This window comes from Streptococcus sp. P25B114 (assembly GCF_053010325.1).
In genome coordinates this window covers 13,448-36,551 of record NZ_JBRKNW010000003.1, presented here as the reverse complement: position 1 = coordinate 36,551, position 23,104 = coordinate 13,448, and the positions used below count along the sequence as shown (strand labels likewise).

Annotated in this window: 24 protein-coding genes; 4 read left to right on the top strand and 20 right to left on the bottom strand. The window is 45.7% G+C overall.

Annotation, left to right across the window (positions count from 1 at the left end; translation table 11 throughout):
• The first annotated feature begins 22 nt into the window (after positions 1-22).
• Positions 23-556: a nucleoside tri-diphosphate phosphatase gene (gene ntdP / locus ACVC7T_RS02175; protein WP_172010073.1), complete on the top strand. Its 534-nt coding sequence runs from the start codon at positions 23-25 to the stop codon at positions 554-556.
• A gap of 60 nt (positions 557-616) precedes the next feature.
• Complete coding sequence (locus ACVC7T_RS02170; RefSeq protein WP_105110891.1) at positions 617-934, top strand: DUF960 domain-containing protein; 318 nt, start codon at positions 617-619, stop codon at positions 932-934.
• Between the two features lie 38 nt (positions 935-972).
• Here ACVC7T_RS02170 and ACVC7T_RS02165 read toward each other — a convergent pair whose 3' ends face one another.
• The 20 genes from ACVC7T_RS02165 to rsmH all read right to left on the bottom strand — a co-directional run bounded on the left by ACVC7T_RS02165 (position 973) and on the right by rsmH (position 22,465).
• Positions 973-1,230 carry a DUF896 family protein gene (locus tag ACVC7T_RS02165; protein ID WP_099833091.1) on the bottom strand — a complete coding sequence of 86 codons (258 nt, stop codon included), beginning with the start codon at positions 1,228-1,230 and terminating at the stop codon, positions 973-975.
• Between the two features lie 9 nt (positions 1,231-1,239).
• Positions 1,240-3,276: a glycine--tRNA ligase subunit beta gene (gene glyS, locus ACVC7T_RS02160; protein WP_447262393.1), complete on the bottom strand. Its 2,037-nt coding sequence runs from the start codon at positions 3,274-3,276 to the stop codon at positions 1,240-1,242.
• Entirely contained in the window at positions 3,276-4,193 is a 918-nt protein-coding gene (gene glyQ, locus ACVC7T_RS02155) for a glycine--tRNA ligase subunit alpha (protein ID WP_002939388.1), read from the bottom strand. Before glyQ ends, glyS begins: the two co-directional genes overlap by 1 nt.
• A 19-nt stretch (positions 4,194-4,212) precedes the next feature.
• Complete coding sequence (locus tag ACVC7T_RS02150) at positions 4,213-4,974, bottom strand: elongation factor Tu (RefSeq protein WP_105160333.1); 762 nt, start codon at positions 4,972-4,974, stop codon at positions 4,213-4,215.
• A gap of 256 nt (positions 4,975-5,230) precedes the next feature.
• Complete coding sequence (locus ACVC7T_RS02145) at positions 5,231-6,172, bottom strand: L-lactate dehydrogenase (RefSeq protein ID WP_394732260.1); 942 nt, start codon at positions 6,170-6,172, stop codon at positions 5,231-5,233.
• Entirely contained in the window at positions 6,165-7,250 is a 1,086-nt protein-coding gene (locus ACVC7T_RS02140; RefSeq protein WP_447262392.1) for an iron-containing alcohol dehydrogenase family protein, read from the bottom strand. Before ACVC7T_RS02140 ends, ACVC7T_RS02145 begins: the two co-directional genes overlap by 8 nt.
• Positions 7,251-7,331: 81 nt before the next feature.
• Complete coding sequence (locus tag ACVC7T_RS02135) at positions 7,332-8,024, bottom strand: methionine ABC transporter permease (protein WP_105110886.1); 693 nt, start codon at positions 8,022-8,024, stop codon at positions 7,332-7,334.
• Complete coding sequence (locus ACVC7T_RS02130; RefSeq protein WP_447262391.1) at positions 8,008-9,087, bottom strand: methionine ABC transporter ATP-binding protein; 1,080 nt, start codon at positions 9,085-9,087, stop codon at positions 8,008-8,010. The genes ACVC7T_RS02135 and ACVC7T_RS02130 overlap by 17 nt, the downstream gene beginning before the upstream one ends.
• On the bottom strand, positions 9,080-10,459 hold the full coding sequence (locus ACVC7T_RS02125) for a M20/M25/M40 family metallo-hydrolase (protein WP_105160330.1): 1,380 nt from the start codon (positions 10,457-10,459) through the stop codon (positions 9,080-9,082). The genes ACVC7T_RS02130 and ACVC7T_RS02125 overlap by 8 nt, the downstream gene beginning before the upstream one ends.
• A gap of 73 nt (positions 10,460-10,532) precedes the next feature.
• Positions 10,533-11,414 (bottom strand): MetQ/NlpA family ABC transporter substrate-binding protein, encoded by an 882-nt coding sequence (locus ACVC7T_RS02120; protein WP_394732256.1) that lies wholly within the window; start codon positions 11,412-11,414, stop codon positions 10,533-10,535.
• Between the two features lie 173 nt (positions 11,415-11,587).
• Positions 11,588-12,277, bottom strand: a complete 690-nt coding sequence (locus ACVC7T_RS02115) for a gamma-glutamyl-gamma-aminobutyrate hydrolase family protein (protein WP_257104109.1) — start codon at positions 12,275-12,277, stop codon at positions 11,588-11,590.
• Between the two features lie 85 nt (positions 12,278-12,362).
• Positions 12,363-13,244 carry an ATP-binding cassette domain-containing protein gene (locus ACVC7T_RS02110; RefSeq protein ID WP_105160328.1) on the bottom strand — a complete coding sequence of 294 codons (882 nt, stop codon included), beginning with the start codon at positions 13,242-13,244 and terminating at the stop codon, positions 12,363-12,365.
• Positions 13,237-14,097: an ABC transporter ATP-binding protein gene (locus tag ACVC7T_RS02105; RefSeq protein ID WP_105160327.1), complete on the bottom strand. Its 861-nt coding sequence runs from the start codon at positions 14,095-14,097 to the stop codon at positions 13,237-13,239. Before ACVC7T_RS02105 ends, ACVC7T_RS02110 begins: the two co-directional genes overlap by 8 nt.
• Positions 14,097-14,930, bottom strand: coding sequence for an ABC transporter permease (locus ACVC7T_RS02100; RefSeq protein ID WP_105138510.1), 834 nt, complete (start codon positions 14,928-14,930; stop codon positions 14,097-14,099). Before ACVC7T_RS02100 ends, ACVC7T_RS02105 begins: the two co-directional genes overlap by 1 nt.
• A complete protein-coding gene (locus ACVC7T_RS02095) occupies positions 14,930-15,889 on the bottom strand; it encodes an ABC transporter permease subunit (RefSeq protein WP_167786048.1) in 960 nt (319 codons plus the stop codon). The genes ACVC7T_RS02100 and ACVC7T_RS02095 overlap by 1 nt, the downstream gene beginning before the upstream one ends.
• A gap of 291 nt (positions 15,890-16,180) precedes the next feature.
• Positions 16,181-17,758, bottom strand: a complete 1,578-nt coding sequence (locus tag ACVC7T_RS02090) for an ABC transporter substrate-binding protein (RefSeq protein WP_447262390.1) — start codon at positions 17,756-17,758, stop codon at positions 16,181-16,183.
• 167 nt (positions 17,759-17,925) lie between these two features.
• Positions 17,926-18,924 (bottom strand): phospho-N-acetylmuramoyl-pentapeptide-transferase, encoded by a 999-nt coding sequence (gene mraY, locus ACVC7T_RS02085; protein ID WP_447262389.1) that lies wholly within the window; start codon positions 18,922-18,924, stop codon positions 17,926-17,928.
• A gap of 7 nt (positions 18,925-18,931) precedes the next feature.
• Positions 18,932-21,181, bottom strand: a complete 2,250-nt coding sequence (pbp2x, locus tag ACVC7T_RS02080; protein WP_447262388.1) for a penicillin-binding protein PBP2X — start codon at positions 21,179-21,181, stop codon at positions 18,932-18,934.
• The gene (ftsL, locus tag ACVC7T_RS02075; RefSeq protein WP_105110874.1) at positions 21,181-21,504 is read right to left on the bottom strand and encodes a cell division protein FtsL; all 324 of its coding nucleotides are present in this window, start codon (positions 21,502-21,504) and stop codon (positions 21,181-21,183) included. Before ftsL ends, pbp2x begins: the two co-directional genes overlap by 1 nt.
• Before the next feature lie 10 nt (positions 21,505-21,514).
• On the bottom strand, positions 21,515-22,465 hold the full coding sequence (gene rsmH, locus ACVC7T_RS02070) for a 16S rRNA (cytosine(1402)-N(4))-methyltransferase RsmH (protein WP_447262387.1): 951 nt from the start codon (positions 22,463-22,465) through the stop codon (positions 21,515-21,517).
• 207 nt (positions 22,466-22,672) lie between these two features.
• On the opposite strand from rsmH, the gene ACVC7T_RS02065 reads away from it, so the two are divergent.
• On the top strand, positions 22,673-22,861 hold the full coding sequence (locus ACVC7T_RS02065) for a helix-turn-helix transcriptional regulator (protein ID WP_105122471.1): 189 nt from the start codon (positions 22,673-22,675) through the stop codon (positions 22,859-22,861).
• A 15-nt stretch (positions 22,862-22,876) separates the two neighbouring features.
• Entirely contained in the window at positions 22,877-23,095 is a 219-nt protein-coding gene (locus ACVC7T_RS02060) for a hypothetical protein (RefSeq protein ID WP_172021249.1), read from the top strand.
• Positions 23,096-23,104 lie beyond the last annotated feature (9 nt).

Sequence of the window (23,104 nt, the reverse complement as noted above, 5' to 3'; positions counted from 1 at the left end):
ATAGTAGAAAGTTGGTAACAAGGTGAAATTACCAAAAGAAGGCGACTTTATTACAATTCAAAGTTATAAACATGATGGTGAAATTCATCGCGCCTGGCGTGACACCATGGTACTAAAAACAACAGAAAATGCCATCATTGGAGTCAATAATCATACATTGGTCACTGAAAATGATGGTCGACGTTGGGTGACAAGAGAACCTGCTATTGTCTATTTCCATAAAAAATATTGGTTCAATATCATCGCCATGATTCGAGATAACGGGGTTTCTTACTACTGCAACCTTGCCAGTCCCTATGTCCTAGACAATGAGGCTTTGAAGTACATCGACTATGACCTAGACGTAAAAGTCTTTGCGGATGGAGAAAAGCGATTGCTGGATGTAGATGAGTACGAGCGCCACCGGAAATCAATGAATTATTCGACAGATATTGACTATATCTTGAAGGAAAATGTCAAAATCCTGGTAGACTGGATCAACAATCAGCGTGGTCCCTTCTCTCCAGCCTATGTCAACATTTGGTACAAACGCTATTTAGAACTGCGAAATCGATAAAGTCATTCATAAAGAAAATCCTGTTTTTCAGGCTTTTTTCTTACCTGAGAGGAGGTTACTATGGCATTTCAAGAGACAAAAGGGCGCTATGCCAGCTTCGGCGTTGTCACTTCCCTTCCTGGCGAAGTGATCGACCATTTTTGGTTTATCATTGACAATTATTTAAAAGGAGTCCTGCCTTTGAAAAAGATTCTGCGCTTCTCCCTGAAAAATCGCAAGGGCAAACTCAGCATTACCTTTTCACAGGAAGGCTATAAAGAGGTTCTCACCATTGATTTCCAAAACAAATTCGACCCCTTCTTCCCGTCAACAGTATTGGTATTCGATAAAGAGGGGCAAGAAACCGTCGCCCTGCCGAAGGAATTGAATTATATATAGCAAAAGACTTGAGCCGAAACTCAAGCCTTTTCTTTGTCTTAGGAATTAGGATCATCCAAACTACGTCCGTGCAAGCCTTTCTCACGTTGGACTTGGCGGAGTTTCTCAGGGGTCACATCGTTGCCGTCCTCATCGACGACCTTGATACCTTCCACATGGGCACGCACGCTACGGCGGTAACCCTCGATGTACTCCTCACGAAGAGCTGCCTGTTCCTGCAACTCCGCCTCTGTCAAGCCTTCCGCCTTTTTCTTGCGGGCCAGTTCATTGATACGATCGATTTTTGCTTGTTCCATGAATACCTCCTACTTACTATTCAAGAGATTGAAAACAGCTACTGCTGAAGCCTTGTCCGCCAAGGCTTTCAGCAATGCCAAGCGGTTGGCTTTGACTGCTGCGTCATCTACCATAACCATGGTATTGTCGAAGAAGGCCGCGATGACTGGGCTGAGAGCAAAGAGCTTGTCCAAGTTGCCCGCCATATCTTCTGTCAACTCCAAGCCTGCCACTGCAGCAGCAAGGGCTTTTTCCTGGTCGTTTTCAAAGAGGGCCTCGTCAATGACAGTCGCCTCCGCCTTTTCAGCCAAGTTGAAGACCCGTGACAAGTTTTCCACGGCTTCCTTGTAGTCAGCCTCTTTTGATTTTTGGAAAATAGCAGAGCTGGCTGCCAGTTGCAGTCTGACCACAAAGGTTGAGCTAGCAAGCACAGCCTCGCGGATGTCTTTCGGAATCGCCTTATCCATCATCTTCTCTACACGAGCACGGATAAAGTCCATCACAGCTGGCTGGTTGTCGTAAGTCAAGCTAGCAAAGTTCAAGCTGTAGAGTTCCGCAATCAGCTGATCCAATGGAATTTCCCAACCAAAGGCTTCCAAGATTCGAACGATACCCTGTGTTGCACGACGAAGAGCGTAAGGATCGTTTGAACCAGACGGAATCAAGCCAACTGAGAAGAAGGATAGGAGGGTGTCAAACTTATCAGCCAGTGCCAAGACCGCTCCGACCTTGCTTTCAGGCAATTCGCCTTCTGCTGAGTTTGGCAGGTAATGCTCACGGATTGCTGCTGCCACCGCAGGTTTTTCCCCTGCAAGAAGGGCATACTTCTCACCCATGATCCCTTGCAATTCATCAAACTCGCCGACCATGCCTGTCAAGAGGTCAAACTTGTAGATGTCTGCCGCACGCGCCACATCTGCTTTTTCATCCGCAGACAAGCCAGCCAAGTCAGCCAGTTTTTCTGCGATGACTTTTGTGCGTGCCATGTGCTCGTAAAGTGAGCCGATTTTCTCATGGAAGGTCACGACTTTGAGGCGTTCCACCAAGTCAGCAATCTTGAGTTTTTGGTCTTCACGCCAGAAGAATTCGCCATCTTCCAAACGGGCCACCAAGACTTTTTCATTCCCTTTGATGACATTGTCAAGGTGTTGGTCGTTTCCGTTACGGACGGAGATGAAGTTTGGCAAGAGTTTTCCTGCTTTATCACGCACCACGAAGTAACGTTGGTGATTTTTCATGGAAGTGACCAAAACCTCTTCTGGTACTTCCAAATATTTGGTGTCAAATGAACCCATGAAGGCAGTTGGGTACTCAACCAGGTTGAGAACTTCATTGAGCAAATCTTCATCAATTTCGACTGTCACGTTGTGTTTGTCCTCGATAGCCTTGATTTGCTCGACGATCATATTTTGACGCTCTGCGGGGTCTGTAATGACAAACTGTGCACGCAAGTCTGCCTCGTAAGAATCTGCACTTGCAATCTCAGTTTCATTTCCAAGGAAACGATGACCACGGCTGATACGACCAGATGTAATGTCCAAGAAGTCCATATCCAATGCTTCATCGTCCAAGAGAACGGTCAAGGTGTGGACAGGGCGGATGTAGGCGAATTTGTTGGACGCCCAGTTCATGCTGACAGGGAAGGTCATAGCCTTCAAAACCTCTGGAATGCCCGCCAAGACTGCCTTAGCTGGCTGACCAGCTTCATGTTTGGTCACATAGACATACTCTTCACCCTTGATCTCGCGGAACTCAATGTCAGCTGTCGTCAAGCCTTTGCCACGGACAAAGCCTTCTGCAGCTTTAGTGAAGTTTCCATCTGCATCCAAGGCAATCTTCTTAGCAGGACCCTTGAAATCTTCTGTAAGATCAGTCTGCTGGTCTGCCAAACCACGCACACGAACAGCCAAACGGCGTGGCGTTGAAAAGACATCAATGCTGTCAAAAGCCAAGCGATTGTCTGTCAAAAAAGTCGCCATGCGGTCACGCAACTGGTGCATGGCTGGGGTTACGATGTAGGCAGGAATTTCTTCCAAACCAAGTTCAACAAGTAAATTCTTTGTCATTATTCTGCATCCTCCTTCAACAATTCTGCTCGTGTTGCTTCGTCTAAAAGTGGGAAGCCAAGTTTTTTCCGCTCTGCCACAAAGGTCTTGGCAACGACACGGGCAAGGTTACGGATACGGGCGATATAGCCTGCACGCTCGGTTACAGACACAGCTCCACGGGCATCGAGCAGGTTAAAGGTATGAGAACATTTGAGCACATAGTCAAAGGCTGGGTGAACCAAGCCCTCTTCCAAAGCCCGCTCTGCTTCTTTCTCAAACTTAGTGAAGTTTTCAAGGAGCATGTCTTGGTCGGATACTTCAAAGGAATATTTTGAATGCTCATACTCTGGCTGGATGAAGATTTCACCGTATTTAACGCCGTCTGCCCACTCGATGTCGTAAACGGAGTCAACTTCTTGGATATAGGATGCCAAACGCTCCAAACCATAAGTTACTTCGGCTGTGACTGGGCCTGTCGCCAAACCACCAACTTGTTGGAAGTAGGTAAACTGCGTGATTTCCATACCGTCCAACCAAACTTCCCATCCTAGACCAGCTGAACCAGTTGACGGATTTTCCCAGTTATCCTCAACGAAACGAATGTCATGTTCCAAAGGATTGATGCCCAAACGCTCCAAAGATTCCAAGTAGAGTTCTTGGATATTAGATGGAGATGGTTTCATAACGACTTGGAATTGGTGGTGCTGATAAAGTCGGTTTGGATTTTCCCCATAACGACCATCGGCAGGACGACGCGATGGCTCAACATAAGCCGCATTCCATGGCTCAGGACCGATGGCACGTAAGAAGGTGTAGGGACTCATGGTACCCGCACCTTTTTCCGTATCATAAGCCTGCATGAGCAAACAACCCTGCTCATTCCAAAATTGTTGTAAGGTCAGGATAATTTCCTGGAAAGTAAGTTTCTTTGACATAAGTTACTCCTGTTTCTTTTTAAATTTCTTTTTCTAATAATTCTTCCTGCACAAACCAGTTGAGTAGCGAAATGCTTTGGTCTGACTGTGCCCATTTATAATAGGTTTCAAAAAGTGCTTGGACCGAACCTACTTTCTCTACTAACTGGTCAATGGTGAGAAAACTTCGCCAGTACTCGTAAAAAATACTCGCGTAATTTCCTTCGTAAGTGGATTTTCCAAAAGAATCCAAGGAATGCCAGCCGTGTTTTTCTTGAAAGAGGCCAACCAAGAGCTGATTACAAAACCGCTCTTGAGCAAACTCTTCTTCTGTCAAAAAATACTGTCTGCTGATGTACTCGACCATGCCCTCTTCAAACCAGATGTTTGCATCATAGTCCGCAAAGTCATCCAGAAAAAGGTCTGACCAATGCGCCAGCTCATGACCGATAATTTGCAACAGATGATTTTCCGACAAACCTTTGTAGTGAGCACTCAATGTCTGCAAGTCTGGGCTGTTCTCGTAGCTATCTAGTTGATGCTGGTAAATCTTTTTCCAAACTGCTAAGTCTGGTGTCATGACCATGCGGATATCATTAGTGTAGGCTGGTACGGGACTTTGGCCAAGTAATTTTCTTGCGGCTTCTTCATTTGCCCAGATAAGGGCTTGGGGCAAATCACGAACTTGATATTCCTTCCTTAGAAAATGGATATAGTCATGCCATTTTGCCTCGTATTTTGAGACAAATTTCTGATAGTTAAACAGCTGTTCTTGGCTATCCACTAGATAAAAATTCTTCATATCTTCTCTTTCATCTCTGGTAAAACAGAAAAAGAACCACCTTCTCTCCCCCCTGCCTTGCGACATAGGGGCGTTGAGAACGCGGTTCCACCCTAATTTATTACTTCATTTTATATAATTTTTTCACTGAAAGCGCCAATTATTTCCACCCCGGCTCGGCTCCCACTCTCCCAAGCTCGCTAAACAAAGATGCTGAAACAACCTTCTTTCTTGTTGAATAGTATAGCAGATTTACTGGGCTTTGTCTACTACCATATCACAAACTCAAGCTATCCCAGTCTCCTGTCTGGGCAATCTCTACTCGACTACTGATTTGCTTTGCAGATGCTGCTAGGAGGTCACATTCCTCCTGTGTCAAGTCTAGTCGCACCCTGTCTACAATGCCCTCTCTGCCGATGACTGCTGGATAACCTAGATAAACCCCGTACTCTTGCTGGTAATGAGAAACCGGTAGCACTGCTCTGCTATTGCCCAAAACCGCCTCAACCAAGCGTTTGGCCGCCGCTGCGATGGCAAAATTGGTATAGCCCTTGCCGAAAAATACGGTGTGTCCGCCCATGCGCGCCTCCTCTGCCAGCTGGTCCATCTCTTTCTGGTGCAAAAGTGCCTGAATAGGCTGACCCGCCACCGCCACCTGACTCCATGCAGTGAATTGGGAATTGCCATGCTCACCTAGATTGTAGCCTGAGATGGCCGTCGGAGAGACCCCAAATCGATGCCCCACCGCACGTTTCATCCGGGCCGTATCTAGTAAGGTACCTGTGCCAATCACCCGATTGCGAGGAAAACCAGTATAGGTCTGATAGAGCTGACTGATGACATCGACGGGATTCGTAATGACAATCAAAATACCAGAAAAACCTGAAGCAACCAACTTGCTCGAGACTTCTTTGACCTCTTGACTAGTAAAAGGCAGTTCCGCAAAGCGACTATTGGCTGCATTGGCCTGGAGACTGATTTTCCCAAGGCTCGACACGATAATATCTGCGTCCGATAGAGCACTGTAATCATTGGCAATGAAAGTGGCAGACTGCCCCGTATTGGCCACACGGTCCTCCATATCCAGAATATCTGCCGCAAGTTTCTCTTCATTTTTGTCAATCAGGACATAGTCGTCAAAGAGATTGCCTGCCACCAAATCATGCAGGAGGGTGGCTCCGACATGGCCCAGACCTATGATACCGATTTTTCTAGCCATAGACTTCCTCCACCAGACTTTCCAAGGTCAACATGGCCTTAACCACATCCTGAGTTTGAATATTCTGATCAATATTGATGTAGCTTTCCTTGCTAGAGGTCGCAAACTCAGCCACCTTTTGCATAGCAGCTGCCCTATCCTCCGTCACACCCAGCTGTTTCCAAGAATATATGTAGCCGTTCTTTTGGTAAAAAGGCAGGAGTTTTCTGACCTCATCCCTGTCACCCGTCAGGCATAATTGCACCAAAATCCCATAAGAAACCTTGAGTCCGTGGGCAATGCTGTGGGTTTCATGGAGCAGGGTCAATCCATTATGAAGAGCGTGAGCCCCCGATACATAGTCGCTGGTCTGACAGCCGACATTAGCCGCAATGGCAAAGGTCGTATCCACAATCCGCTGAAAGGCTGGACTAAGTTTGTTCTGGTCAAAATCCGCAACAGCTGTCTCCGTGTCCTGAAGTAAAATATCCAGCGAGACCTTGGCTGTCGCTAGCGCCAGTTGAACAAGGGCAGGCAGGTCCGCACGATTTTTCCCTCTGTGAATCGCCTCCAGCTCATACCATTTGGCCAGGGTATCCGAAATGCCTGAAATGAAAAACTCCCGTGGCGAATCCAACAGCAGGTCATAATCCACCACCGTCATAAAACCCGACCGTTGGCAGTAATCAATAGACTTGAAGGTATGGTCTGGATGATAGGCCACCAAGAGCGGGGTCGAGCAGGCACAGGTAGAAACCAGGGTCGGTACAAAAACCGCCTCAATACCCAGACGGTCGGCTGTCCCCTTGGTCGTATCCATGACCTTGCCGCCACCTACGCCAATCAAGACATCCGCACCTAGACTTTTAGCCTTTTCTGCCAAGCGATTCATATCTTCATGACTGGCTGTCTGGTCATAGAAGAGCACCGGCCAATTGGGTTGATTGCCACCGTGTTTGACAAAGGCCGCATAGGATTTCTGCCCTGTCACAATGACCGGCTGCTTGAAGATTACCAATCTTGCTGGCAATTCTTTAATGGCACCGCTGGATGCCACATATTGCCCCGGCTCACCCCGCACTAATTTTTCAAATTCCATACTATTCACCTCTTTTTTATTTATGATATGAAAAAAACAAAGATATATCAACCATTAGCCAACATCTTTGTTTTCTGTCTATTAACGATGGTTGATTTTCTTGGTCACAAAATCTCCGACAAACTGGATGAAGAAGATCATGATCAAGATGAGGAGTGTCGCAACCAAGGTTACATCATCATCCGAACGGTTATAACCATAGGAAATAGCGACGTTACCTAGGCCACCGGAACCAATGGCACCTGCCATAGCGGTGTAACCAACCAGGGAAATCAGAGTCAGGGTTGTTACACGAATCAAGTCTGGCAGACCTTCGCGTAGGTAAACCTTGATAATATCAGGAATAGTGGCTCCTACTGACTGGGCTGCCTCAATCACACCCCGGTCCAACTCTGACAAGACAACCTGAACCTGACGGGCATAGAATGGAAATACAGACAGGGACAGAGGGACCAAGGCAGCTTTGAGACCGATACCTGTTCCTACAATCGCACGGGTTACAGGGTTGAGGACAGCCAAAAGGATGATAAAGGGAACCGCCCGAAAAAGAGAGGCCACCTTGTCCAAAATCCAGAACGCATACTTGTTTTCCAAAATGCCACGAGGGCCTGTCAATACCAAAAGAAGACCTCCGACCAAGCCCAAAAGGCCTCCAAAGATAAAGGACCAGAAGGTCATATAAATGGTCGCCTGAATGGCTGGCAACCAACCGTAAGGCGTATCCCAGCCCATTTTTATCACATTTTCAAATGTTGTTTCAATCCACTGATTCATCTTGTGCTCCCTTCAAAACAGTCACTTCTACCTGTGCCTCTGCCACAGCCTCCAAGGCATGGTGCAATTGGGCAGGTTCACCTGATAAGATAACGACTAGCTCACCCACTGGCGTGTGGTCCAAAATCTCAATATTTCCGTAAAGAATATTGGATGTCACCTGGTACATCTTATACAAATCATTGACAATAGCCGTATCCGTGCTGGCACCCGAATACTTGAGTTGGACCAGAAGACTGTCTTCCGGCAGATTTTGCACAATCCCCTGCTGGTAAATTTTGACCAGTGCTTCATCGATTCCTGTTGCTGTTTTGATAAAGTCCTGGGTCAATTCCTGCTTAGGATGTGAGAAAATCTCAAGAACAGATCCTTCCTCAATCAACTGACCATCCTGCATCACCGCCACCCGGTTGCAAATGTCTTTGACAATCTGCATCTCATGGGTAATCATGACAATGGTCAAGCCCAATTTCTCATTGAGTTCTTGCAAGAGAGCCAGAATCTGCTTGGTTGTTTTAGGGTCCAAGGCAGAGGTTGACTCGTCAGAAATCAAGATTTTAGGATCATTGGCAAGGGCACGCGCAATAGCGACCCGCTGCTTTTGGCCACCTGAAAGTTGAGACGGATAGTTTTCTGCTCGGTCCGCCAAATCAACCAGGTCCAAGAGCTTGGCAACCTTGGCTGCCTTTTCTTCCTTGGTCAAGCCAGAATGCTTGAGGGCAAAAGCCACATTTTCCGCAGCAGTCATCTGGGCCATCAGATTGAAATGCTGGAAAATCATCCCAATTTCACGGCGTTTGATTCGCAGTTGGGCTGGTGTCAACGTAACCTTATCACCTTCAAAAATCACATCTTCATCAATAGTGATTTTACCTGCTGTCGGCACCTGCAAGAGGTTGATAACACGGACCAGGGTTGATTTCCCCGCCCCAGAATAGCCGACAATTCCATAAATATCGCCTTGGTTAATATGGATGGTTACATCCTTAACCGCCTCAATCGTGCGCTTTTTCTGATGAAAGGTCACATCGATATTATCTAGCTTAATCATTTCCTTACTCATAACTTGCTATTAACTCCTCAATTAGTTGAACATGACTATAATAGTCAGCAATTTTTACATTTTCATCGCCCGCATGGTCTCGGCTATTGGCATTGCCCAGTCCAAATCCAGCAATTGGCACCTGCAGGGCATGAAAGACTGTATGCATAGGGCCTGTCCCCGGCGAGGTTGGCAACACCGAAACCCCGTCAACCGTCAACTTTTTAGCTAACTCGATAACTTTGGCAATGGCTGGCGCAGTCATGTCGCTACGGTAGCTCTTGATACCTAGGGTGAAATCGACCTGAACCCTGTCAAAGCCATTCTTCACCAGCTGTTGACGGACCTTGTCCAGCACATCCTGAGGATCCAAATCCGGTACCAGACGAATCTCCATCTTGGCAGAAGCCTGGGCTGGAATAATGGTCTTGACTCCCTGGCCCAGATAGCCTGTAGAAAGACCCTCAATGGTAATGGACGGCTCAAAATAAAGGCGTTTCAAAAATGCTTTTCGCTCTTCCAAGAGTGTTGGCAGGGTCAAGCTGTAAATCTCCGTAAGATTTTCAGGACTGGTTAGGGCGAACTCCTCTACCAAGGCTAACTCTTGCTCATTCGGCTCCTGAACCTGGTCATAGAGACCATCCACCAGGACACGACCATCTGGACTTCGGAGGGACTGGAGGCCGGACAAGAGATACCAGCTAGCGGAGTCAATCACTCCGCCATAGGACGAATGAATGTCCAGCTCTGCCGATTGGACAGAGACATCGAAAGTCACGATTCCCTTGTTTCCGCCAGCGATTTCTAGCTGATTGAGGGCATTTCGGTGACCTTGTTCCCAGATGAGCAAGTCGGCACCTGATAACTGGTCCTTGTACTTGACCAAATACTTATCCAAATCAACCGATGCCGACTCTTCAGCACCTTCCATGATGAAAATAACATTGACCGGTAGTTGACCGTCGTGCTTAGCCTGATAGCTCTGAAGGGCGGATAGGCGAGCTGTAATATGCCCCTTGTCATCATCCACCCCGCGGCCATACATGTGGGTCTCGTCCATTGTCAGTTCAAAGGGTTGCCCCTTGAGCCAAATTTGGTCACTATCAGCCGGCACTGTGTCATAGTGGTTGTAGAAAATCAGGGTCTTGGCATTGGGCACCGTCGCTGCAAAACGAGCCATGACAAAAGGAGCCGTATGAGACTGGTCCAAGATAACCTCTGCCCCTGCACTTTCAAACAAATTCTTGAGGTAAGTAGCAACCTCCAAAAGACCAATCTGCTGGGCAAAGATAGATTTCATACTAATCAGTTTTCTCAGATGCCCAATCCCCTCCTGGACAATCTTGTCTTCCTGGAAGGCTGCGATTTGTGCCTGCTCATTTGTCTGTCCCATTTTTTCTACCTCCTCCAAAAATAGGAAGAGAAGCTGGGGGTCTCCCAGCCTCTATCCTGTTGTTTAATTCTTTTTATTCTGCTTCGTTCCAGATTGGGAAATCTGTTTTCTTAGAGCCGTCCTCAATCAACTTACCAACTTCATCAGTGTTGTATGCTTTGACAAGGGCTTTGATCGCGTCAGCCTTATCTGACTCTTCCCACTTGTCTTGAGCAGCGATAACATTGTACCAAACTTTTGTATTTGGACCTTTTTCCTCGATATACAAGGCAGTGTCTGTATCGATACCTGCTTGTTGAGCGTAGTTATTGTTGATAACTGCCCCGTCAACTGATTCCAATGAACGAGCTGTTTGGCTAGCATCCAATTCAGTAATTTTGATATTTTTTGGATTTTCAGTAATATCAGCAAGTGATGCCAAGTCACCGTCTTTAACTTCCAACTTGATCAAGCCAAGTGACTCAAGCAAGAAGAGGGCACGGCTACCGTTTGTTGGGTCGTTAGGAATTGCGATTTCAGCACCTTCTGGAAGGTCTTCGACATCTGCATACTTGTCTTTACCGTCTGCGATACCTGAGTAGAAACGAATTGGGCTGTAAAGAGTGTAGCCCGCAACCTGCAAGTTTTCACCGTTTTCTGTGTTCCAGTTATCCAAGAAGAAAATGTGTTGGAAGGCATTGACATCCACATCGCCCTCAGCCAAGGCCTTGTTTGGTTGTGAATAGTCTGTGAATTCTGTGAACTCCAACTTCACACCTTCTTTGGCAGCATTTTCCGTAACCTTGTTCCAAACATCAGTCGTGTAAGTATTGCGCGTCATGATACCAACCTTCAAGGTTGTTTCCGCTGCATCTGAAGAAGTTGAACCTGATTCAGATGCTGGAGCACATGCTGCAAGTGTCGCAATGGATAGGGCAGCTGTTGCTGCAAAGGTAAATAATTTTTTAAGTTTCATAGAAAGTAGTCTCCTTAATTTTTGAACTGTATTTATCTTAACACAGAAAATGAAATCTGACCAATTGGTATTTTTTATAGATAGTTATAAGTTTTAACTATATCAAAACCCAGTTTCACTATAGCTTTTGAAAACATGCAAAAACCAACCACCCTATCGAGCAGTTGGTTAGCTTAAAATCGATCAACAATGTATTGGAAGAGTTCGCGGTGTTGACGGCAATCCTCAAACAAGAACTCTGGGTGCCACTGAAGGCCAAAGAGGGCCTGCTTGCCCTTGCTTTCATAAGCCTCAATGGTCCCATCTCGTGGATCACGTCCTGTTGCTACTAAACCAGGTGCCAATTCCTTGATCCGCTGGTGGTGGAAGGAATTGATTTGACTACCTTGGGCAAAGAGGTGGCTGACACGGCTGTGGCCCTCGACTTCTAGCTGGTGAGAGGTTCCTGCCCAATCATTCTGCCAATGGTCCTCCAAGGACTGCTCCAGACTACCACCCAGGGCCACATTGAGCAACTGCATCCCACGGCAGACCGCAAAAATCGGTTTGCCCTGACGAAGAGCCTCCTTAATCAAGGCCAATTCAAACTCATCACGCGCCAACAAATAATCGTCACTGTCAATCTCTTTTTCCTGGCCATACAGGCTAGGGTCTACATGCTGACCACCAGATAAAATCAACTTGTCCACCATGTCAATGTAATCCTTGGCCGAATCCGGACTTCCCATAGGAATCACGATTGGCAAGCCACCAGCCTGACGCACACCGTCTGATAATTCACGCGCCACCGTCACATAATGACGGCCCGATTTGCTTGGAAATTCTTGCTCATTACCCGAAATACCAATCACAACCTTCTTCATAGGAAATCCTCTCTATCAATTTTTTATTATTCTATCACGAGCAAGAAACATCGTCTAATATAGATTTTCAATCTCGTTATAAATTTTATTTATCAAGGCTTGAAAGGACAAAATGTCCCTCCTCCACCTCTAACCACTGACCTTGAGTGACAAAGTCGTGGCTCTGCTTATTCTTTGCCAAATCAGCCAATTCCTGCCGGGCCTGAGCTGGATTCAAACTCAGATTGGACTTTAGCAGATAGCGGGTATAGGCGTGCTGGGGATTTTGGAAAATAGCTGACGCAGAACCCAGTTCGACTAGACTACCCTTATACATGACAGCAATCCGATCTGCAAAGTGCCGCACCAAGGTCAAATCGTGTGAGATAAAGAGATAGGTCAAACCAAATTCATCCTGCAAGCCCCGTAGCAAATCCAAAATGGTCGCCTGTATGGAAACATCCAAGGCTGATGTTGGCTCATCACAGACCACAAACTGAGGCTGCGAGACGACCGCCCGTGCAATCCCAATCCGCTGACGTTGACCACCTGAAAAGGATTTGGGACGCTTGTGAACCGCATCCCCACTGATTCCCACCCGCTCCAGAATAGCCAAGGCCTTGCTTTCCGCCTCTTCCTTGGGCAGGGCGTAGAGGGGTTCCTTGACCAATTCCAAGGCTGATAGGTAGGGATTGAGAGACGAATAGGGATCTTGGTAAATGACCTGCAAGGCCTGTTTTTTCAGCTCCTGATCCGATAGGCTTGGAAAACGAATGTCCCCTTGGCTGGCTGTTTCCAGTCCCAAAATAATCTTGGACAGGGTTGATTTCCCACTACCTGACTCACCTACCAAGCCCAGGGTTTCCCCCTTGAAAATGGACAGGTCAATATCTTTCAGGGCCTGAACCACCTGTTCTTGACCCAACCAGGATTTTTTCCGATAGGTCTTGCTGACACCAGCAACTTCTACCATAATATCTTTAGGCATCTGCTTGCTCCTTTCTTACCCAATGGTCCGGACCGACCTCAACCAACTGACTGGTCGGACTATCTACTGGCAAGCTGCCGTCAAAGGTTTCCAAACGGGCTGCCTTGAGTAGGGCCTGGGTATAAGCATGCTGCGGTTCAGCAAAAATGGTCTCCACATTAGCCTTCTCTACCACCTTGCCCTGACGCATAACATAGACCAGGTCACATATGCCAGCAATCACACTGAAATCATGACTGACAATGGCAATGGTCAAGCCAAAGGACTCCTGCAACTCATTGAGCAGGGCCAAAATCTGAGCCTGAATAGTCACATCCAAGGCCGTTGTCGGCTCATCCGCAATCAAGAGCTGTGGTTTGGCTAATAAAGCCATAGCAATGACAATACGCTGCCGCATACCACCTGAAAACTCAAAGGGAAATTGCTTGAGACGTAAAGCTGGATCCGCAATACCAACCTTTTCTAGAATCGATAATATTTCTGTTTCCACCTGGTCCTTGCTCAAACCTGGCTGGAAACGACGCACCACTTCCCTCAGATGAAAACCAATGGTCCGCAAGGGATTGAGAGAGGTCATAGGATCCTGGAAAATCATGGACAAGGGCAGAGCTTTTGGATTGTCAACAGCCTGTCCGTTCATCTCAAAGCTGCTATAACTTGCCTCCAAACCTTTGGGCAAAATCCCCATCAGAGACTTCATGGTCAAGCTCTTTCCAGAACCCGACTCGCCAACGATACCGACGATTTTTCCCTTGGGAATGCTGAGGTCAATACCGTCCACCAAGACCATTTGAGAGGTCCGTTTCTGATTGGTAATGGTCAGATTGTTTAAGCTAATCAAATTCTCTGTCATTAGTAGACCTCTCTTTCTAGGCAATCACGAATCAAGTCACCAATATTGTTAAAGGAATAAATGGTCAGAAGGATAAAAAGTCCAGGCAAGATTGCCATATGTGGAGCACTCTGCAAGGTTGACTGGGCATTTTGCAGGAGACTTCCCCAAGAAGCCAGCGGTTGCTGGATCCCCATTCCCAAGAAACTGAGGGCAGACTCCGTCATAATGGCCGACGAAATGCTGGTCGATGCCGTTACTATCAAGGTTGGGAGGATTGCTGGTAAAATATGGCGCCAGATGATTTTCCGCTTTTTAACACCGATAAAGGCTGCATAGCCAACATAGTCTGCCACCTTGGCTTTCATGGTCTCGGCCCGTAAAATTCGGGCAATGCTCATCCAAGAAAAGCCACCAATAACGATAATAATAGTTGACAAGCCAGGTTTCAAGAAGACGCTGAGCACGATGACCAAAACCAGCCAGGGAATAGAAGACAGAACTTCAACAATCCGCATGATGACATTATCCCATTTTCCGCCAAGATAACCAGCCGTAATCCCGACCAGGCTGCCGATTGTCACCGAGGCGACCATGGCCATGAGACCGACTAAAAGGGAAATCCGTCCACCGTAGATAACGCGGATAAAGTAGTCACGCCCGACCTGGTCCGTTCCAAACCAATGCTCCGCACTCGGTCCCTGGTTCATCTGCGTCACATCCGTCAGATTGGGATCGATAGGGATAAGGGGGGCCAAGAGAGATAGGACTACCAAAAAGAGGATAAAGATGACTGAAAAGAGATAGAGGGGAGATTCTTTGAGTGTTGCCTTCAATTGTTTGAGTATCAACATTAGTTTTCTCCTCCTTTCCAGACACGGGGATCCACTAGGGCATACAAGACATCCGACAGGAGATTGCCCAGGATGACAAGGCTGGCAGACAGGAGCATAACCGCCATAATCACCGGATAGTCCAGGGCCTTGGTTGCTGCTGTCAGATAAGGTCCCACTCCCGGCCAGGCAAAAATGGTTTCTGTAATGATAGCTCCCGTCACCAACATAGGCAGGGCCATCCCCACCTGAGTGGCTACAGGAATCAAGACATTTCGTGCCACATGCTTGCCGAAGATTTCTGATTTTTTAGCCTTAAAAGCCTCTTGTACGGTCACATAGTCCTTGTCCACCTCCACAATGGCTGATGCCCGGATGAAACGAATTAATTCTGGCAGGAAAGCCATGGTCAAGGTCAGATAGGGCAGGGTGAAATGGGAGAGAAAATCCATAAAATCTCCTTCCTTGCCCAGGGTATACATACCGATAAAAGGAAAGAGGCGCCACTTATAACCAAAGAGGTAAATCAAAATCATGGCAAACCAGAAGGTCGGCATGGCAATCCCGATAGAGGCAAAGGCATCGATAACCTTATCAGCCCACTTCCCTCGCTGGGAGGCTGAAATCAAACCCAAGGCCACTGCCAAGACCAGGGCAGTCAAGTAAGAAGGCAAGACCAGCGAAATAGTATTAGGAATTTTCTCCGCCAAATCCGCCCCAATCGAATGCTGGGTCATCAGAGAAAAACCAAGGTCCCCTGTCAAGAGGCCCTTTAGCCAGATACCGTACTGAACCAAGAAAGGTTGGTTGAGCCCATACCGTTCCTTGAGCAGGTCAATTTGCTCCTGATCCATATTGGGCGTTGTCATGGAATCAATCACATCAAAGGGGGCCAATTGAATCAGAGAAAAGACGATAAAGGAAATGAGTAATAAGAGAGGAATGGCCTGCAAAATCCTCTTTACAATATAACGAAACATAGTTCCTCCAAAAACACGAAAAGGGAGCCGGCCAAAACCCTAGAACCTGTATTCACAGCTCGGCACCTTTAGCTAAGGCTATTTTTCTGCCACTCAGCGTTCGTTTTTCTAGAAATACTGACAGTATTTCTAGAAAAACGGCCTTGATGTGCAAAAAACTATTTCCTATCTAAATGTACCTTACTTGTGAATACAGGTTCTTATAAAGTTCGGACCTAACTTCCCACTATTGTTTGAATGGGCTGACTAAGATTAGTCAGGCCCATTCGTCTTGTTGAACAAAAGACTCCCTTATTCAATCGTCAATTTAGACGGATCTTCAAAGGTAAAGATTGGGACCAAACCAGCCTCTTCGACATTTTTCACACGCTTGTTAACAGCCAAGATTTTCTTGTTGTCCACAATTGGGTAGATAGCCGCTTGATTAGCCAATTCTTTCTGCAAATTGTCATAGATTTCTTCACGCTTAGCCTTATCCAGCTCAACCGCGCCTTCTGCAAAGTAGCCGTCAATTTCTGGTGAAGTCAATTTGAAGTAGTTAGACGCTCCACCTGACTTGAAGAGACGAGCATATTGGTCTGGGTCATTCCCCATGATGTAGCCACCCAGGAAGAGATTGTAGGCTGTTGAGCCTTCCTTGCGCAATTCTGTGAAGAGGGCAGATGAATCGCCACCAGCCAATTCAACCGTTACACCGATAGCAGCCAATTGCTGTTGGATCAAGGTTGCTTGTAGGGTTTGTGCTGCGTCAGATGAGTTGTAACCCAGGTTGAGGGTCAGATTGCTGACACCTGCTTCAGCCAAGAGCTCTTTGGCCTTCTCAACATTTTGCTCATATTTTTCAACATCATCTGTCTTGTATGGGTTGGCAACTGGAAGGAAGGAATAAGGTGTCTCATAGTATTCTTTATCCAAGTAAGCTGCCTGGTTGAATTCATCCTTGTTTAGTGCAAAGAGAATAGCCTTGCGGACCTTGACATCCTTCAACTCTTCAGTCGTCGTATTGAGACCCAGGTAGCCAACACGGTTTTCACTATATGCATAGGTTTCAAGTGTATCTTTGTCCAAGTCCTTGATAACCGCCGGAAGAACAAAAGCTGCATCTACTTCACCTGTTTGAAGAGCAACTTTAGTCGTATCTGGGCTTTCGATGATACGAAGGACCAGATTGTCGATTTCTGCCTCACCCTTGTAGTAGTTCTCGTTGGCTTCCAACTTGATGTACTCACCATTCTTGTACTCTACAAATTTGTAAGGTCCTGTACCGACAGGGGTTGCCTTCAATTGGTTAACAGATAGGTCTGCCTCATCTTTAAAGATGTGCTCTGGGATAATGTAGGTCTCTGCTACAATATTGTCCAAGGCAGGTGCAGATACTGCTGGAAGGACGAATTTGACCGTATAGTCATCTACCTTCTCAACCGTCACAGGTTGGTCGTTGATATAAAGGCCGTCTGAACCACCATTTTCTTTCTTCACTTTTTCATTGTAAGTAAAGACAACATCATCTGCGTTAAAGGCTTCGCCGTCTGACCATTTAACATCCTGACGGAGTTTAACCGTGATGCTAAGACCGTCTTCTGCAATCTCGTAAGATTCTGCCAATTCATTGACATAGCTACCGTCTGCCTCGATACGAATCAATGGAGAGTAGATAAAGTTGGTCAAGGTCAAGCCCCAACGGTCGCTGGTGTTAAGCGGGTTGGTCGAACTTGGGTCGCCGTCGATAGCATAGGTAAAGGTTTCCGTATCTGCTGATGATGCAGCTTTTGAGCTAGAGCCTGTATTGGACGCTCCGCCATTGGCGCAAGCCGCCAAGGTCAAAACTGCTACAGTTGATAAGAGGCCAGTAAGCCATTTCTTTTTCATGTCATTTTCCTCCATTTTACAAAAGTAGTACTAGTTTACCAAGAATCAACTGGCTTGACCAATATATAAAATTTATGAAGACTTAAAATTTATCTATACAGATCGTCTTCAAAGAAAAAACTCTCCGTCCTAGAAGCTACATGTCCAAGACTGAGAGTATTTGTTATTTATAGATATAAAATTGCAAGCGTCAATAGACTCATTCCAAGGCCAAGACCCCAAAGGAAGAAGTCCACCTTCCATTCGCTCCATTTTTCGGATTTGCCAGATAAACCGCCTAGTTCCAAGTGATGGTGGAAAGGAGTCATGCGGAAAATCCGACGACCTTCTCCAAACTTTTTCTTGCTGTATTTGAAATAGGACACCTGTAGCATAACGGATGACGTTTCAAGGACATAAACAAAGCCGATGAGGAGCAGGGTCCATTCCACACGAAGAGCGATTGAAATCGTAGCTAGCATGCCGCCCAGTGCTAGCGAACCGACATCCCCCATAAAGATTTTTGCGGGTTTGCGATTGTAGACGAAAAATCCAAGCAAGCCACCAATCATGGTTACACAGACCAAAAGAATGTCAAACTTCTGTTCCTTGTAGGCAATGACAGAATAGGCAAGCAAACTAATAACAACCGAAATGGAGGCCAAGCCATCAATACCATCCGTCAAGTTGACTGCATTTGAGAAACCAACCAACCAGAAAAGAACAAAGGGTAAATAAAGCATACCGAGATTGATGATTTGACCAAATACATTGAGTTCACCACCACCAGCAGCTCTTACATGGACAAAGTAGAAAACAAGTCCACCTAAAATCTGTAATGCTAATTTTTGTTTAGGGTTAAGACCTTCATTGATTTTTTTGAATATTTTCAAGAAATCATCCAAAAAACCGACCAATCCATAGAGTGCAAGGATGAAGAGAATAGCTAAAACACCACCAGTTAACATGTTAAGGCTAGCAGCAAAAATAAATGTAACTAAGATAGCAACAACGAGAAAAACTGTTCCCCCCATTGTTGGTGTACCTGCCTTAAATTGATGTTGTTTTACATCTTCGTGCATCTGTTGCCCTTCGATGCGTTTGGCTTGATAAAAAGTAATAAAGCGTGGTATCAGAATCACCGTTGCTAAAAAAGCAACCAATCCCGATAATAGTGAAAATTGCATTTTAATTTTACTCTCCTAGTGTAATCGTTATTTTTTTGTGTTTACTGATTTTTGTACCAAACTCAATACTCTGTTCAACAACCATCGAACCTGCTCCTTCATAAGTGACTTCAAGACCTAGCCATTCTGCAAGAATATCCATATTTTCTTTTGTCAAACCATATAAATCAGGCATATCTTCTACTGAATCTGTCAGCAAGAGAATTTGCTGGTTTGAAGAAAGATTTGTTCCGACATCTACAGATACTTTCTTTATTTCGGAACCATTCCCTACAATAACTGGCTGAATTAAATAACGACGCAATTCCTCAGCAGTTGTGCCTGGGCCTTGACCAATAACATCTGGTAACTTAAATTCTGTTTCATTTTCCACAAACTGCAATGAAGGAGCAACATTATCCAAGTTTAAATTATCTTTCAATAACATAGCCTCTTTCAGTATTGGATTAAATATATCCTCCCACTCCATTCCAGTATAGGATTCTGGCTCTCTCAAGATTGCATACATAATAAATTCTGGATCCTCTGCTGGAACCATGGCTACGACTGACTGAAGGTATTGACCATCAATGTAACCCGTTCCATCTTCCTTGGCAATCTCGCCAGTACCTGATTTTACTGCTACAACATAACCATTAACCTGAATAACTGGAGACATAGTCCACTTGTTATAGAGCGTACCAAAAACTGGATCAGTCCCAACAGTGATCATGTAATCCCGTGTATCTGAAGCTGCTTTTTCAGATACAGGATGGCCAACCACTTCAGGTTTGGCAATACGCACCGAATCGGAATTTGGATCATACAAGCCTGAGATGAACTTGGGTTGCAACATGGTTCCGTCATTACCAATAGCCGAGAAGGCCCGCAACATCTGGACCTGAGTCGCTGAAATACCCTGACCGAATGAAGACATGGTAATGGTTACGATGTTGTCGCCCGGCAGGAGGCCTGCACTTTCAGACCCCATTCCAAAACGTGTCGGATAGCCAAAACGGAACTTGGCTAGGTAATCCAACCATTTCTCATTGCCCATTTTTTGTTCCAACATGATCGTCCCGACGTTACTGGATAGGGCAAATGCCTGGGCCATATTGAGGGAAACAGCAGACTCTCCCCCATTGACCGTCCAGTCGTTAACCGTTGCATCCGCAATGGTATAGCCATTATTGACAAGCATCTGATTAGGATCAAAGACATTGCTATCGATTGCTGATGCCAAGGTCATGACCTTCATGGTCGAACCTGGCTCCATAGTGGCCTGATACAGAAGGGAGTACTGGAGCAAATCTTTATCAGCTAACCCTTCTTTTGTATCCGCATCATAGCTTGGTCGTTGAGTTGTTGCTAAAATCTCACCAGTTTTGGCTGATACCAAGGTTGCACTGGCATATTTTCCCTTTGTCTTATCAAAGAAAATATCCATGTTGGTTTCTAGCGAACGTTGCAAATCAGCAGATAGAGTCGTATAAACATCTTGACCATTTACAGTTTCTTGTTCTACATTTTCAGTACCTGGTAAAATCCGCCCCTGGCTATCTTTCTCATAAAGTACTTTACCATCTTGACCTGCCAAAATATCATTAAGGTAGTATTCCATACCGCTCACACCCTGTAAACTATGACTACCATCCTTGTTTTCAACCGGGTTAGCCAACCCCACGAAAATTGAAGCAAAATTTCCATTTGGATACATTCGACCAGGGCTCATGTTAAACTTAATGCCCTTGATGCCGGCCGCTTCCATTTCCTGACTAATGGTCATCATGGTATTGTAGGAAATATTTTTCCCCTTAGCACCAAAGTAAATGTGGCTCAATTCTGGCTGCTTCAACTGCTTGAGAGCATACTCCTCATCAATATCTAGAAGATTTTTAAAAATAGAAGCCACCTTGGAGAATTGGCTCGACTCTACATATAAAATCTCATTGGAAGCTGATACATAATTCTTATCAACAACTGCATAGACCGTATAGGTGGTCGAATCTTCTGCGATTGGGAAGCCCAGTCGATCATAGATGGTCCCACGCCTTGCTTGAACTGTTACCTCTTGCTGGTGCACACGACTAGCGGCCACTGACAAATCCACTCCGAACTTGGAGTCGGTCCCAATAATGATAGCAAAGTTGATAAGGAAAACCAAAAAGGTAAAAATACTGAGTAAAATCAGGTTCTGACCGACCCTACGCCGGTTCTGCGAAGGCCGGTAGCGTTGTTTCAATATGTACCGTAATAATTTCTTTCGTCTCGTCTGCATTATTCGGCAACCCCTACGTTATTATTGTTTAAGGTCAATCCTTCTTTTTCAGCAATTTCCATCAATCGACCCGAGCGCGTCAATTCCTGGATAGCCTGCTTAGTATCGTCAATTTCGACCTGCTTGGAGTTGATTTGCTGATTGACCCGTGCCATTTCGCCCTGCACCTGCAAGAGCTTGGTCTGGATGAAAATAACCCCAATAGCCAAGAACAGCGCTGTAAATACCAGGCTAGCATAAAAAGCCTTTTCAACGCGGTTAAAGGTTTTGATTTTTTCACTAATCAGACGCATGGTCGTTTCTCTACGTTTTTCTTGCAACATAGACTCTCTCCTATTTATGTACTTTCTTAGCAACACGCAGTTTGGCTGAATGCGCACGATTATTTGCCTCTAATTCTTCTTGACTCGGTAAGATAGGCTTACGATTGACCAATTCAAGTGGCGCCTTCAAGTCATCTGGAATAAATGGCAAACCTTTTGGAACATCAATCGTACTTGCTTCTTTGAAGAGTTGTTTGGTCAACCGATCTTCTAAAGAATGGAAAGTAATAACCGAAATCCGTCCTCCCACCGCCAGCAAATCGATGGCCTGCTGAATAGACTCGTCTGCCGCTCCCAACTCATCGTTGACCTCAATCCGAATAGCTTGGAAAATCTGCTTGGCAGGATGTCCCTTCTTCTTGAGTTCCTTGGCTGGTTTGGCAGATTTGATCAGCTCTGCTAACTCAGTCGTTGTTTCAATCGGCTTGAACGCACGCGCCTGTTCAATCTTACGAGCAATCTGCTTGGAAAATTTATCCTCACCATATTTAAAGAAAATCCGCACCAGGTCATGGTAGTCATAGCTATTGACCACATCATAGGCCGTCAAATGCCCTTCTCGGTTCATCCGCATGTCCAGCGGCGCATCTTGTTTATAGGAAAAGCCACGCTCTCGCTCATCCAACTGGGGACTGGAAACACCCAAATCATAGCAAATCCCATCAATCTCTGTTACACCTAGCTCTGCCAAGCGAGTCTTGAGATTACGGAAATTGTCCTTGATAAAGGTCACTTGTCCCTTTTCAATGTAGGTTGCCAAGCGGATGTGGGCATGGTCAATGGCCGTCTGATCCTGGTCAAAGGCATAGAGATGCCCCCCATCTGTCAACTGACTGAGCAGGTACTCGCTATGCCCTGCCCCACCCAGTGTCGCATCCACATAAATTCCATTTGGTTTGATGTCTAGCATGTCGATGGTCTCATGCAAGAGAACCGTCGTGTGATTAAATTCCTTGGTCATATCTTATCTATTGTACCATAAAATCAGCTTAAACCATGTTTCAAACTTTTTACAAAAAATATGTCAATTATAGTTGACATATCTTTAAGATTTTCTTATAATAACATTAGGAAACATGTCAGATATATTTGACAAAAATGGAGGAGACATCCTCAAAAAATTTTATACAGAGATGTCGCATATATGTGACATAAGATAGGAGGTCATATGAATCGTGTCAAATCCTTCCGAACGGAACTCGGCCTGTCCCAGCTGGAATTAGCCAAGGCTATCGGAGTCTCACGTCAAACCATTAACATGATTGAAAATGACAAATACAACCCCTCGCTGGACCTCTGCATCAACCTAGCCAAGATCCTACAGACCGACCTCAACAGCCTTTTTTGGATTGATTAAAGAAAGGAGAATACTATGAAAAACAAAAGAACTATCGTACGCTCTAGCCTCTCAACCATTCTCTTCCTTCTTCTGATGGCCATTTGGAATATCGCTGATTATAGCTTGGACCATTTCCTTGCTCAAGCAAGTAAACCGACCAGTTGGCTTCAGGTTGCCATTATGGGATTGGTCTACTTCCTAGCGACTCATCACATCACACCCTACCTCATCAAACGGTATAATCTCAACTAAGGAGACAGG

Bases quoted from the DNA above. Each gene is read 5' to 3' on its own strand.
- ACVC7T_RS02130 (WP_447262391.1), bottom strand. From the start codon at position 9,087: ATGAGTAAGGAAATGATTAAGCTAGATAATATCGATGTGACCTTTCAT.
- ACVC7T_RS02100 (WP_105138510.1), bottom strand. From the start codon at position 14,930: ATGTTGATACTCAAACAATTGAAGGCAACACTCAAAGAATCTCCCCTC.
- mraY (WP_447262389.1), bottom strand. From the start codon at position 18,924: ATGCAATTTTCACTATTATCGGGATTGGTTGCTTTTTTAGCAACGGTG.
- ACVC7T_RS02165 (WP_099833091.1), bottom strand. From the start codon at position 1,230: ATGGAACAAGCAAAAATCGATCGTATCAATGAACTGGCCCGCAAGAAA.
- ACVC7T_RS02105 (WP_105160327.1), bottom strand. From the start codon at position 14,097: ATGACAGAGAATTTGATTAGCTTAAACAATCTGACCATTACCAATCAG.
- ACVC7T_RS02140 (WP_447262392.1), bottom strand. From the start codon at position 7,250: ATGGAATTTGAAAAATTAGTGCGGGGTGAGCCGGGGCAATATGTGGCA.
- ACVC7T_RS02125 (WP_105160330.1), bottom strand. From the start codon at position 10,459: ATGGGACAGACAAATGAGCAGGCACAAATCGCAGCCTTCCAGGAAGAC.
- ACVC7T_RS02090 (WP_447262390.1), bottom strand. From the start codon at position 17,758: ATGAAAAAGAAATGGCTTACTGGCCTCTTATCAACTGTAGCAGTTTTG.
- ACVC7T_RS02095 (WP_167786048.1), bottom strand. From the start codon at position 15,889: ATGTTTCGTTATATTGTAAAGAGGATTTTGCAGGCCATTCCTCTCTTA.
- rsmH (WP_447262387.1), bottom strand. From the start codon at position 22,465: ATGACCAAGGAATTTAATCACACGACGGTTCTCTTGCATGAGACCATC.
- ACVC7T_RS02115 (WP_257104109.1), bottom strand. From the start codon at position 12,277: ATGAAGAAGGTTGTGATTGGTATTTCGGGTAATGAGCAAGAATTTCCA.
- ACVC7T_RS02135 (WP_105110886.1), bottom strand. From the start codon at position 8,024: ATGAATCAGTGGATTGAAACAACATTTGAAAATGTGATAAAAATGGGC.
- ACVC7T_RS02060 (WP_172021249.1), top strand. From the start codon at position 22,877: ATGAAAAACAAAAGAACTATCGTACGCTCTAGCCTCTCAACCATTCTC.
- ACVC7T_RS02065 (WP_105122471.1), top strand. From the start codon at position 22,673: ATGAATCGTGTCAAATCCTTCCGAACGGAACTCGGCCTGTCCCAGCTG.
- ftsL (WP_105110874.1), bottom strand. From the start codon at position 21,504: ATGTTGCAAGAAAAACGTAGAGAAACGACCATGCGTCTGATTAGTGAA.
- ACVC7T_RS02145 (WP_394732260.1), bottom strand. From the start codon at position 6,172: ATGGCTAGAAAAATCGGTATCATAGGTCTGGGCCATGTCGGAGCCACC.
- ACVC7T_RS02170 (WP_105110891.1), top strand. From the start codon at position 617: ATGGCATTTCAAGAGACAAAAGGGCGCTATGCCAGCTTCGGCGTTGTC.
- ACVC7T_RS02150 (WP_105160333.1), bottom strand. From the start codon at position 4,974: ATGAAGAATTTTTATCTAGTGGATAGCCAAGAACAGCTGTTTAACTAT.
- glyS (WP_447262393.1), bottom strand. From the start codon at position 3,276: ATGACAAAGAATTTACTTGTTGAACTTGGTTTGGAAGAAATTCCTGCC.
- ACVC7T_RS02120 (WP_394732256.1), bottom strand. From the start codon at position 11,414: ATGAAACTTAAAAAATTATTTACCTTTGCAGCAACAGCTGCCCTATCC.
- glyQ (WP_002939388.1), bottom strand. From the start codon at position 4,193: ATGTCAAAGAAACTTACTTTCCAGGAAATTATCCTGACCTTACAACAA.
- ACVC7T_RS02110 (WP_105160328.1), bottom strand. From the start codon at position 13,244: ATGCCTAAAGATATTATGGTAGAAGTTGCTGGTGTCAGCAAGACCTAT.
- pbp2x (WP_447262388.1), bottom strand. From the start codon at position 21,181: ATGCAGACGAGACGAAAGAAATTATTACGGTACATATTGAAACAACGC.